The sequence below is a fragment of the bacterium genome (genome assembly GCA_040754625.1).
Lineage (GTDB): Bacteria > JACRDZ01 > JAQUKH01 > JAQUKH01 > JAQUKH01 > JAQUKH01.
This window is the reverse complement of the sequence record JBFMCF010000071.1, coordinates 20,395-32,808: the sequence shown is the minus strand read 5'-3', so window position 1 is coordinate 32,808 and position 12,414 is coordinate 20,395. Positions and strand designations below refer to the sequence as shown.

Sequence of the window (12,414 nt, the reverse complement as noted above, 5' to 3'; positions counted from 1 at the left end):
GCTTCCAGAATGGGTTTTTACCTTCCTTATTTTTAGGTAGTGCGGTTTCACACTACTTTTTTACACGAAAAACCGCGCCAAATCAACACTTTTATTTTTAAATTCTAAAAGTGGCAAACTCGGGAGAAGGCATTTACACAATTTTATTTATATCCGAAATATATTTTCCGTAGAATTTTTGACATAAATACCTATTTAAACCTGCCCAATAAAATAAAAACTGCTTTTGTAATATTAAAAGACGTTATTCTGGGTTAGTTTTTGAGGGTAAAACTCAAGTTAGTTATTTCTTTTTACTGAATTCGTAAATACATTTAATTACAAACTCAATCATTTTATCTTTTAAACCCGGGTAAACCCCTATCCAAAAGGCATTGTTCATTACTATATTTGTATTTATCAAATCACCGATAACTCTATATCCCTCACCGCTCTTTCGTAACTCATCAAAGCAGGGGTGCTTGATAATATTGCCCGCAAACAACATTCTTGTTTGGATGCCATTGGATTCAAGATAATTCACAAAATCCTCTCTTTTAAAACCGGCATCGTCACGTATTGTTATCAGGAAACCAAACCAACTGGGATCTGACCCCTGTGTTGCTTCAGGTAACATAAGTTTATCAGATAAGTCTGATAAACCGTTTTTTAGTAACCGCCAATTTTGTTTTCTCGCTTCAATAAAATCCGGCAGTTTTTCTAATTGTTCACATCCTATTGCAGCCTGCATGTCAGTTACTTTAAGGTTATATCCAAAATGGGAATAAACATATTTATGGTCATACCCATAAGGTAATTCTCCCAGTTGTTGTTTAAAACGTTTTTGACAGCTGTTATCACGGCCTGAAACACAAAAACAATCTCTTCCCCAGTCACGAAATGACTCAATTATAAGTTTAAGTTGTTTATGATTTGTATACACAGCGCCTCCTTCCCCCATCGTTATATGATGCGGGGGATAGAAACTTGACGTCCCAAGGTCACCAAAACTGCCTGTGTATTTCCATTCATTGTTTAATAGATATTTTGAACCCAGCGAATCACAATTATCTTCAATCAGCCATAAATTATGTTTATCACAAAAATCTTTAACGGCCTTGACATTAAAAGGATTGCCTAATGTATGCGCAATCATAACCGCCCGTGTTTTATTTGATAAAGCTTCTTCAAGCCGTTTGCAATCTATATTATAAGTGGGCAATGTTATATCAATGAATACCGGAACTGCCCCATATTGTATTATTGGGGTAACTGTCGTGGGAAATGCTGCGGCAACTGTTATAACTTCATCTCCTTTTTTTATTCTTTTTTCTCCAAGCTTTGGCGACGTTAATGCCATAAAAGCCAAAAGATTAGCTGATGAGCCGGAATTTGTCAAAGAGCAATATTTGACATTTAAATAATTGGCGAATTTTTTTTCGAATTTTTCTGCATACTTTCCGGCAGTAAGCCAAAAATCAAGCGAGCTGTTAATCAAGCCAATCATTTCTTTTTCATCAAAGACCCTGCCTGCATAAGATATTTTTGATTTACCCTCAACAAACTCTTTTTCCTGTAAAGGTTTATAAACAGCTTTATAAAAAGATTTTATATTGCCTGATATTATTAGGCGCAAAATATTTTCAATCTTTTCATTATCTACTGTGCCTATCTTTTTATGTAAAAACTTTTTATTTACAGCAGTTTGCGTTCTAAAGGAAAAATTAATTGGTTTATCCAGACTTCCTTCCCTCAAATCACTTTTTTTAATAACCAGTTGGTACCGCTTGTTATTACTTTTCTCAATATCAGTAACCCCGGAAATTGCCTGCACATTTCCCTCCGAGTCAGGCTGTGAAACGATAAGAACCACCCGGGGTGCTGCCGGATAAATAAAAATATCTCCGATATTTAAAATTTTAATCATTTTATGCCTATCGCTGTCCCTTATTTAATCTATTATTGGACAATATCATTATTAAAACACCCGCTGCAGTTATAATTGTTATAAATAATCCTATATAAAATATTTTAGCACTATACCAAAATTCTATTTTGTGATAACCTTTGGGTAAATAGACCGCCCTGAATACTCCAAATGCATTATAAATCTTTGCTTCATTCCCGTCCACTTTTGCCTTCCATTCGGGGTAATAAATCTCACTTAAGAACAACATACAATCCCCGGGGGCCTCAACCTCGATATTAATACGGTTGGGACTGAAATTTATTATTTTCGCTTCATTGCCTTTAAATGTTAAATCATCCAGTTTTTCATTAAAATCCTCATTGATAATCAAACGTTCTATACAATTAAAATTATTTTGATTAATTTTATTAAAAATTTCTTCTTTGTTTTTTATCACTTCCACTTTGTTATACAAAAACGACCTTGGTAAATTTGCCAGATTTTGATAAATATTAATATTTTTGCTTGAAACTAACTGGAAGGCAGCGTGATTTATCAATGCACCGGTTATTACATACTTTACATTCAGTAAACTTAAAAAAGAGATATTATTAAACAATCCCTTTCCCCTTGCCTCATAATAATCTTTCAAAGGAACACCATATCCATTAACGCTTTGAATTTTTTCCGAAGCAAACCAATTCTTGTCAAATAATTCTCCTAATGGCAATACCCTGTAAAGAGATTTGTCATTTTTTAAAAAATCTACAATCTCTTCTCTTTGGATGTTTTGTTCTGCAACCGGGACCTTCCTGACACATAAATTTATAACCGGTATTATATCAATAAAATATATAAATAATAAGCCGCCCAGAAAAACATATTTATTCAGCTTTGAATAAAACCCTAAAATTATCAATATTGCGCTGACTGTAAATAACAATGCCAGTTTAAGCATGTCCCCGCTTATCATTTTATAAAGGATACCTGTGATATAAGGCCCATGTTCGTAAGCAAATCTGTTTCTTATTAATTCCCAACTCTGCATAGCATTGGCAATTTTTGAAGAATTTAATAAAAATACCAGCCACGAAACTAAAAATGAAATACTTAATATAACCAGTGATATTTTAAAAATATTAAATTTTCTGAAATCCCCCGGCTTATGTTTTTTATTCACAAATTCAAATATAAAATTGACCCCTATGCCGGCAAGAATTATCAGAAAAAAATCAAAAAATATTGTCCATCTCGCCGATGTCCTGAATTTTGAAATAACAGGCATATAATAAAGTATCCGGTAAAGCGGTGTATTTCCTCCAAAAGAAAGAACCAGGGCAAGAGTTGTTAAAATAGTAAAACCTAAAACTTTTTTATCATTCTTTAACAAGAAAAACACTGCTACAAAACTTAAGAGGATAGGCAATATACCTAAATAATAGGTGTTTAACCAAAATGGATTATGCCCCCAGTAGGTTTCCTCCATTAAGCCAAAAAAACGGGGGATTAAATAGGTAATCACTTCTGCCGGATGAAATGACCAGCTTGTAAAATATTTATATGTCGGTTCCGCCCGGTATGAATGTTTTAAATAGAAAAAAGACGGCAAAAACTGAACCGCCGAGATTAAAGGGATTATCATTATTCCGGATATAAAATAAAACAGATATTTAGGTGGTTCTTTTAAAAATACTATTTTGAACAACAGGTATAATCCTGCCGTTACAATTGTATATACCATTATCTGGTATCCAACTGCTAAACTCTGCCATCCAAAAACACATCCGACTAATACAAAATAGAAATATTTTTTGTTTTGAAAACCTTTTTCTAAAAAATAAAATACCAATGGAATAACGGATATCGCCTCCATATTATTTATATGTCCGGGATTGATTATCGTGGATAAATTACCGCAAAACATAAAAAAAACACCTGTGACAAAACTGCTTATTTCAGCGAGCCCCAGGGTTTTTGCAAATAAATATGTAAAAAAACCGGCGGCACAAAGGCTTATCATATATTCGAATAAATAAATTAAATGCGGCGGCACTTTCAGCAAATGCCAGATTATAAAGGTTGGATAAACCGCTTCTGTACTGAGGGCGGCCAAATTAGGCATGCCGCTAAAAGAATAAGGTATCCAGAAAGGAATTTCCCCCCTGTTATACGAGTCCTGATTAAAATCATTCCCGCCTTGCAGAAGATAAGTATCATGCCCGAATATCTTTGTCCCCGGTTCAAAAAACCGGAAGGAATATATAATTGTAACAATGGCAAACAAAAAGAAGGGAGTCCATTTTCCCCAGTTCTCGGTTTTTTCATTTACTTTATTTTCCATTATAACTTCCCCTTTTATACAGTATAAGCAAGGTTATTCAATATATTTTTATGATTTCATTTTTTAATTTTAAAACTTCCCTGATTTGATGCTCAATTTCCTGCTGGTAAGAAAAAGTCGAAATTAATATCGGGGCATTTTCTTCCTGAATATCGCCCGGGGATTTTATTTCTATTCCTTTCAGTTTTTTACCGATATATCTAACATTTGAATCGACAAAAAATAATATTTTTGAAAGCTCCAATCCGGAACCGATAAGCCTTTGAGTATGAGTCCCTACCCCCCATACAATTATTTTGCTCTTGTTTAACAGCTTTTCATTAATGATTCCCCTTATTTCTAAATCAATGTTGGAAGATTGATTTATATACTTTTTAATATTTACTTCAGAAATACTATCCCTCCCGGCTTTATTTTTTCCATTATTAATCTTCTCCGATAAAACGAAAATATCGGGTTCCACAGTTAAATTTATTTTACTTTCATTCTGCTTTATTTCTATTATTTTAAAAGAGAAATTGGATAAAAATTTTTTTAGGGAATATTGTGAAAAATAATTAATATGTTCAATACTGAATTGCTGAAAAGGTGCTGATATATATAAATAAAACCTTTCTGCATCAGGAACTTCAATAAATAATAATCCATTATCTTTTAATAACGCCCGGATTTTCTGCATTGAATCATTGAAATCAACTAAATGTTCTAAAACAGCGGATAAAATAATCAAATCATATTTTCCGCTGGTATTGAAATTAGAAATATCACTAACTGATGCTTCAATGTCATATAATTCTTTTGCACTTCTCACGCATGACGGCGAGGGATCAATCCCTGATAAATTTGAATATCCGTTTAATTTAAAAATAGATAATAACCCGCCTGTTGAACACCCGATATCTAATATTCTTGCATTCTTGTCTTTTATATGTGGAATCAAAAAATTAACAATTTTTGTGTAATGATCAATATAATCATTTGAAACAATTCCATCCTTATAATTAAATTCATATTTAGACATTACTGCGTAATAATTATTAAAATCAGCCTGTGAAGGAATATTGTCCGCATACCCAAATCCACAATCCTTGCATACAGCAACATCATAATTTTCTATTAAAGATATAGCTTTATTATTAAAATTCTGCTTATAAAGGATTGTTTTCTCCAGACAGGAACAAATAGGGCAACATCTTTTCATTTTTTACCTTGTAAATGTAAACCTCTTAAATGTGAGCATAAAAGACTGTATCATATCCGTTGGCACCATGTAATCTTAAGAAACATTTATAGTCAGGCACAATTTCTTTTATAAACATGGGAATTTTCCATAAATGATCAGGCGTATGGTATACGGAAACAGCAAGCTGCGGCCGTGAGGATACAATCATATTTCTTGATCCCTCCAGGGCTTCCAGCTCGCTGCCTTCAACATCCATCTTAATAAGCGTCGGTTTGTAGCCACCAAGGCAATCATCAAGAGTAACACATTGTATAATACTGTCTCCCTTATCCGAAACACTGCTGGCTGCAGAACAATTTTCTGAAGCAAAGCGAAGCTGGACAGTAGACGACCAGACTCCGCAGGGGATTATTACTGTATCTTCAGAAAAACGGATATCATTGTTTAGCTGGACTAACTGCCGGAAATTCTTCTGGTCTGGTTCAAAAGCCCGGACACTGCCCAGAATGCCGAATCTTTCTCTCGCTGACACAAGAGTGTCACCGGAAAACGCCCCGCAGTCAATAAAATGACAGGGCTTGCTTCTCCCCGGAACATCCAATGGAAAATAGATGTTTCCGATTTGCGGCTGCGGCATATAAGCAGGGTTCCCCGTGATACGAAACCTCAGCAAAGACAGATATAGTTCTTTGCTGTGCCGGTCATCCAGCATGGAGAAAACAGTTGTAATTTCAGAAATATGGGATTTATATATATCAACCGGCCCAAGCCAGTAATGGACCGGGAGATCATCTGCAAAATGTATAAAAAACTCGGTGTATGGAATTATCCTTGTAAACCCCATTTCCTTAAGCAGGGCTATAACGGGGATAATATCTGTTGTGTGATTAAAAATAGCCACAATAACAATTGCTGTTTTATCAGCAATACCGGCACCCGGTTTAAAAACAGGGATATTGTCGACAAATATGTTCTTGCCGCCTTTTTCATCAAGGAAACAATCTATTTTGATTCCATATCGTTCTAACAGGACACGGACCCTTTTACCCGTTTCTCCTGCGCCATATATAATTGTCCGCCCATGATGTGAAAGGAAAGCATTTTTATCAAAAGTTTGTTTTACTGCAAGAATATCTTTTATGTTTTTTTCTTCTTCACAATAATTCATTTAGTCAGTTTCCTATCAGACAGTGCCCTGTTACATAAATTCTAATTGTCAAAATTAATCCGTTCTTTTTCAATAACTAACGGCCTATTTTTAACCTGGGTGTAAATGGCACCAATATATTCCCCTATTATCCCAAGGAAAAACAGCTGAATAGATGAAAAGAAAAAAAGTCCGATGACTAAAGGTGCCATTCCCACAGAAAAACTATCCCAGAAGATAATCTTATAAACAAAATATAGCAAGGCCACGATAAAACTGATTATAGCGGTTATTATGCCAATAAAAGTTGCTACTCTTAAGGGCACTTTGGAATAGCTTACAAACCCAAGAATTGCCATATCGTATAAAGTGTAAAAATTATTTTTTGTTTTGCCTTTTTTCCTGCCTGGCTGAAAATATTCTATTTCAGCAATTTCAAATCCAAGTTCGGCAATAAGCCCTCTGAAATAAGGATAAGGTTCATTAAGTTGTTTTAAAATATCAATGAATTTTTTATCATACAAGCCAAAACCTGTGAAATTTTTTATCTGGCGGGTTTGTGAGCATTTCTGAATAAAATTATAATAAAGCCTTCTTAAACCAAACATAAAAGGATTTTCTTCACTGTTTATTTTTCTCCCAATTACTATTTTGAAACCCTCCTCCCACTTCTTTATAAAATCTTTAATTAACGGCGGCGGGTCCTGAAAATCTGCCGCCATACCTATTACTGCATCACCTCTTGCCTGAAGTAACGCGTGATAGGGAGAACGAATATGCCCAAAATTTCTTAAATTTACAATAATTTTTACATTTTTGTCTTTCCCGGCAATCCGCTTCAGTATATCAACAGTTTTATCTTCCGAGGCGTTATCAATAAAAATATGTTCATACCGGTAATTATTTAATTCCAAAAAAACATCTCTAACACTTTGATATAATTTTTCTACATTTTCTTCCTCATTATAACAAGGTGTTATTACACTAATTAACCTCATGTTTTCTCCTATTTATCAACAAGAAGTTTACTTTTATCGATACTGTTCTTATTAACCATATACCAGTTATATAATTCTTTTATTGAAATATCCATATCTTCAAAATCATGTTTGCCAATTTCATTAATAAGCTTTGTATTGTCACCGCTGTATTCAACGCCGAAACCGCCGGTTTTAATAATTATATCAAGATTCTTACCGGATATTGTTAAAATTTTCTTTGTGAGTGTCAGCAAATCAAAAATTTTCCCGGAACAAATATTATAAGTTTTTTCCCGCGGCTGGTTTTCTATAAACCATTTTGTTATTTTTACAAGATCATCAATATACATATAATCAAAAAATACATTTTGTTTTATAGTTATTGGCAGGTCCCAGAGGGCTTTACAGCACGCATTTGAGATAAACCGTATTTCCCAGTCTTCATATTTGCCAAACACACCGAACAGCCGCAAATTATATATGTTTTCTGCACGCTCAGCATATAATTCCATTATATATTTTGAAAAACCATACCCATCTTTTGGAACATAAGTATCAAAATAATTTTCGTTCATTTTTGGCATCCAGTGGTCCCTGTCATATTCAGCTCCGGAGCCATAATAAATCATTTTTCCATAAAAGCTGCTGCATCTTGCAAGATTAAAAAACATGCGGCAGTTATTGTCCAGCACTTCGGAAATATTTTTTTTAGAATTTCTGGTGGCGTTCCATGTTGCACAGTGAATTATGATATCAAAATCATTCTTTTTTATATATTCTGAAACTAAATTTTCATCAAGCAAATTAATATCTGCGCTTGCCGGCGCAAATATCTTATAGCCATTACTCAACTGTTCTTTTAAATTACGGCCGATGAACCCGGATCCGCCTGTAATAAATATTTTTTTCATAAAATCAAAATGAAAATATTATTTCAATAAACTTAGGGTTTTATTAATTGTTAACCTGCTTTTATTCCACGGACGAGGCATCAAAATGACTTTAATCCCCAGTTTTTCCGCACTTTGAATATTATCGGGACTATCATCAATAAAAATGTCCGCTTTTCCAAACCACTTGAGATAATCATATTTATCCCGGTCATATTTAACAATATTCTCGCCTTCACGTTCGGAAGGGACAAAATAAAACCCTCTTATCCAAGGTCCAAAAAAATAAAATACCCAGTTTGACAAATCCGGGATTGTTCGCAAGGGGCGCGAGGTCAAAATCATATGACGGTAACTGCCGCCGTTTTTAATAAACCAATCTAAAACTTCCCGGACAGGACGCATTTTCCGGGCTTTCGCAGAAATACGAAATTTATCCAATGAAGCCAGGTATTCTTTTAAACTTACCCCTAATATTTTATGCGGCGGGTTCTCTTTTAGATTTTCATATTTTAATTTACATTCCGGATGGGCCAGTAACCAGCTCTGTTCAAACCAACAACGCATAAGGTCGTTAAGGACATCATCTACATCCCAGACAATTGTTTTCATTTTAAAAATTAACTCACCCAATAAGTAATTAAAGTTTTTCTATTGTCATTTTTCAATATTTCTTTATCTGTGTAATAGGAATCATCTTTATAATGTGTCGAAGAAATTTCTTCAATTACAGCCCCGGTTTTGCTGCTGAAAATGTGCTTTACCCCCCGTTCTACCACAGCTATTTCTCCTGGGCCGCAAACCCGTTCTTTTCCATCAAAAACAAAATTTACTTCTCCTGACAATATATAAAATGTTTCTTCTTTTAATTTATGATACTGCTCAGGGTGGCTTTGCCCGGGAATAAGAACAATAAGTTTTTTACAGTATTCCCTGTTAACAAAATTAATAATTGTGCATCCACATTCTAAAAAGCGGTCAATACCATAATGATGTGAAATCTCCAGGTCTAATTTATTGGGGACAAAAACACCGCTTTTTTGTATAACTTTTTTTATCTCCTGTACTATTTTATAAACCTTTTCCCTGTTATCTATCTGTTTTGTATTCGATAACAATAAAGGCATATTCCTGTCAATATCCGAGACCGCGGAAAATTCGGTATATTTTGATATATCATTGGCCGTAATTTGGTCTTTTACCGTGGGAATTGCAAAAAAAGCATCTCCGGGCCCGATTTTTTCTCCCTTTTTAATCATCCTTTTGGCAAAAACCCCTCTTTTTAAACCTTGTAAACTTGCCATTTCGCTCTCAACTGGCTTTATTCTTTTCCCGCTAATCCCGCAAATTTCAAAAGCCGTTTCTGCAGCCTCCAGCCATTTATGAATTTGTTCCGGCGTTGATGAATAATCATTGAGATTAATCTTGTCTGACCTTACACCGACATGCCTTTCAAAAATACCAGCACCTTTAGCAATAACTATTTTAATTGAATCAAGACTGTCCGGATGTTCGTGGGAAGAATAACCCACTTTTAAATGGGGATATCTTGATTTTATCAGGTCAATCTGATTTAGCTGCAGATTATTGTTTTTTGTCGGATATTCAGCCACACAATGCATCAAGGCAAAATTTTTATTGCGGTGGTCAAAAAAACTGACTACTTTGTCTATTTCTTCCAGGGAAGCTCCGGCAATAGAGGCAATAACAGGTTTATTAGTTTTAACAATTCTTTCCAGCAGCGGCCAGTCTGTAAAAGAACAACTCCCGATTTTTATAATGTCGAATTTATGTTTTTCTATCAAACCGACTGAAGTTTCATCAAATGGCGTACAAATAGAAATAAAGCCTAACCTGCTGATTTCATCCTTTAAAACCTTAAATTGGTTTTCGTCCAATTTTGTTTCTGAAAATCTTTTTACATATTTTACATCCATTCTATCTTTATAATCAGGATGAATAAAAGTATCTAAATGGCGGTATTGAAGTTTAAACGCGAATTTAAAATTGAAATTTTTCCGCGCATCATTCAGTTCCCTGATTATTTTTAATCCATGTTCGGTACTCCCCATGTGATTATTAGCCATTTCAAAAATAAATAATTTATCAAATATACCATTGTTTTTTTCCATAGCCCCCTCCTATTTTGTTTAGAAGCGGTTTCATAAGCCGGTTCTAATCATCTTCGGAAATCCGCATATTTTCCCTTAATTCTTCTCTTGATAAAAATGGAAACATGTCTTCCAGCGGCCTTGATTCAAAACTTCCGTCTTCTTTTTTATAAGAAGTGGTTTTTGGCACCACACCCTGAGCCGGAGACACATTTAATTCACAAAACACTGGCCCATCCGAAGATAAAACCTTTTTTATTTTTTCATCCAATTCATTGTTATTGGAAATTTTCTCATAAGGTAAATTGTAGGCATGAGCGATCTTCTGAAAATTTGGATTACTTACACCTGAATTTGCATCGGAACCTACATAATGCCCTTTAAAAAATGTGTCCTGGGTCAACCTGATCGATGTATACCCTGAATTATTAAAAATAAATATTTTTACCGGCAGGTTATAATGCCGGACCATCATAAGCTCCTGGATGTTCATATTTATACTGCCGTCACCGGTAACACAGATAGTCCGCTTTTTATTATTGGCGATACACGCGCCTATACTCGCAGGCAAATCCCATCCCATTGCTCCATACCCGTTATTTGTAAATACCCGCTGTTTTTCTTTGACTTTAAAAGCCTGATAAAGGCATAACGCGGACAAGGCATTCCCGCTTAAAATTACATCTTGCCGGCTGGATAATTTTGAAAGCCTATCATAAAACACATAAGTATTTACATGTTTTCTATCTTTTAAAAATTCTGGCGTGATACCCGGATAACGTTTCTTCCACTTTTTACAGGCCTCAATCCAATTTTCAGGTACATCAAGTTTTTCTTTTTTAACCTGCTTTAATAATTCTTCAAGAAAATCTTTTGCGTCAGCTTCTATTGGTAAATCCGCCGAAATTGTAGGTTTTTTTAATTCTTCCTTGTCTATATCAACTATAATTTTCTTTGCCTTTAAAGCAACATTTTTGTAATCATAACCAACTATTTTAATATTAAGCCTTGAACCCACGCTTAAAACGCAATCTGAATTCTGTAAGGCAAAATTAGCCCGGCGCTGGCCGATAATCCCGGGCTTCCCGGTAAATAAAAAATGGTTTTCCGGAAGTAAATCCATGCCGTTAAATGAAAGCAAAACAGGAATATGAATGCTCTTCAAAGTTTCACTGAGCAACTTTTCAGCCCCCGCCAGTCTTATTCCATAACCGCATATCATAACCGGTCTTTTTGATTTTTTAAGAATATCAACCGCTTTTTTTACTTTACTTTTAAGGTATCTTTTTTTCCTGGCGGGATCACGGGCTTCTGTTTTAAAGGAAACCAGATCTTTTTCATTTATAAAACTCCCCTGTACATCAAGCGGGATATTTATCCATACAGGCCCGGGCCTATTATTAACGGCCGTATAAAACGCCTTTTCCAATTCATATTTTATCATTTTTGCTGAATCAACTGTGACCGCGTATTTGGTAATCGGCCTGACTATATCGATAATATTAATTTCCTGCTCGCCTATCTGCCTCAGTTTGGTATAATCAGCGATCAATTCTCTTTTTACCTGGCCTGAAATAACGACTACAGGGACCGAATCGACCCATGCGCTCGCAACTCCGGAAATTGCGTTTGTGCTTCCCGGACCTGTTGTTACTAAACTCACTGAAACATTATTTTTTAATCTCGCATATCCTTCTGCGCAATAAGTAGTAGCCTGCTCATTATAGTTACAAAAATAGTTTATTGCCTTGTTGTTTCCTGCCGATTCAACAAGATGGATAATGCCGCCTCCGCTTATCATAAAAATATCAGAAATTTTTTTTCTGACCAAAAAATCAATTACATAATCAGAAAGTTTAACCATTTTTAATTCT

At 34.7% G+C, this 12,414-nt stretch carries 9 protein-coding genes; all 9 read right to left on the bottom strand.

Going from position 1 to position 12,414, the window contains the following annotated elements:
- Positions 1-283: 283 nt before the first annotated feature.
- The 9 genes from rfbH to AB1498_06560 are packed head-to-tail and all read right to left on the bottom strand — an operon-like array spanning position 284 to position 12,404.
- A complete protein-coding gene (gene rfbH / locus AB1498_06600) occupies positions 284-1,906 on the bottom strand; it encodes a lipopolysaccharide biosynthesis protein RfbH (protein ID MEW6087960.1) in 1,623 nt (540 codons plus the stop codon).
- 7 nt (positions 1,907-1,913) lie between these two features.
- Positions 1,914-4,229 carry a YfhO family protein gene (locus AB1498_06595; GenBank protein MEW6087959.1) on the bottom strand — a complete coding sequence of 772 codons (2,316 nt, stop codon included), beginning with the start codon at positions 4,227-4,229 and terminating at the stop codon, positions 1,914-1,916.
- A gap of 37 nt (positions 4,230-4,266) precedes the next feature.
- Positions 4,267-5,430, bottom strand: a complete 1,164-nt coding sequence (locus AB1498_06590) for a class I SAM-dependent methyltransferase (protein ID MEW6087958.1) — start codon at positions 5,428-5,430, stop codon at positions 4,267-4,269.
- A 25-nt stretch (positions 5,431-5,455) separates the two neighbouring features.
- Positions 5,456-6,580 (bottom strand): FkbM family methyltransferase, encoded by a 1,125-nt coding sequence (locus tag AB1498_06585; protein ID MEW6087957.1) that lies wholly within the window; start codon positions 6,578-6,580, stop codon positions 5,456-5,458.
- A 41-nt stretch (positions 6,581-6,621) separates the two neighbouring features.
- Positions 6,622-7,557, bottom strand: coding sequence for a glycosyltransferase family 2 protein (locus tag AB1498_06580; protein ID MEW6087956.1), 936 nt, complete (start codon positions 7,555-7,557; stop codon positions 6,622-6,624).
- An 8-nt stretch (positions 7,558-7,565) separates the two neighbouring features.
- Positions 7,566-8,450 carry an NAD(P)-dependent oxidoreductase gene (locus AB1498_06575; GenBank protein MEW6087955.1) on the bottom strand — a complete coding sequence of 295 codons (885 nt, stop codon included), beginning with the start codon at positions 8,448-8,450 and terminating at the stop codon, positions 7,566-7,568.
- 18 nt (positions 8,451-8,468) lie between these two features.
- Positions 8,469-9,041, bottom strand: coding sequence for a hypothetical protein (locus tag AB1498_06570; GenBank protein ID MEW6087954.1), 573 nt, complete (start codon positions 9,039-9,041; stop codon positions 8,469-8,471).
- Positions 9,042-9,049: 8 nt separating this feature from the next.
- Positions 9,050-10,561 carry an N-acetylneuraminate synthase family protein gene (locus AB1498_06565; GenBank protein ID MEW6087953.1) on the bottom strand — a complete coding sequence of 504 codons (1,512 nt, stop codon included), beginning with the start codon at positions 10,559-10,561 and terminating at the stop codon, positions 9,050-9,052.
- Positions 10,562-10,604: 43 nt separating this feature from the next.
- On the bottom strand, positions 10,605-12,404 hold the full coding sequence (locus tag AB1498_06560; protein ID MEW6087952.1) for a thiamine pyrophosphate-binding protein: 1,800 nt from the start codon (positions 12,402-12,404) through the stop codon (positions 10,605-10,607).
- Between the last annotated feature and the right edge of the window lie 10 nt (positions 12,405-12,414).

Bases quoted from the DNA above. Each gene is read 5' to 3' on its own strand.
- rfbH (MEW6087960.1), bottom strand. From the start codon at position 1,906: ATGATTAAAATTTTAAATATCGGAGATATTTTTATTTATCCGGCAGCA.
- AB1498_06595 (MEW6087959.1), bottom strand. From the start codon at position 4,229: ATGGAAAATAAAGTAAATGAAAAAACCGAGAACTGGGGAAAATGGACT.
- AB1498_06590 (MEW6087958.1), bottom strand. From the start codon at position 5,430: ATGAAAAGATGTTGCCCTATTTGTTCCTGTCTGGAGAAAACAATCCTT.
- AB1498_06585 (MEW6087957.1), bottom strand. From the start codon at position 6,580: ATGAATTATTGTGAAGAAGAAAAAAACATAAAAGATATTCTTGCAGTA.
- AB1498_06580 (MEW6087956.1), bottom strand. From the start codon at position 7,557: ATGAGGTTAATTAGTGTAATAACACCTTGTTATAATGAGGAAGAAAAT.
- AB1498_06575 (MEW6087955.1), bottom strand. From the start codon at position 8,450: ATGAAAAAAATATTTATTACAGGCGGATCCGGGTTCATCGGCCGTAAT.
- AB1498_06570 (MEW6087954.1), bottom strand. From the start codon at position 9,041: ATGAAAACAATTGTCTGGGATGTAGATGATGTCCTTAACGACCTTATG.
- AB1498_06565 (MEW6087953.1), bottom strand. From the start codon at position 10,561: ATGGAAAAAAACAATGGTATATTTGATAAATTATTTATTTTTGAAATG.
- AB1498_06560 (MEW6087952.1), bottom strand. From the start codon at position 12,404: ATGGTTAAACTTTCTGATTATGTAATTGATTTTTTGGTCAGAAAAAAA.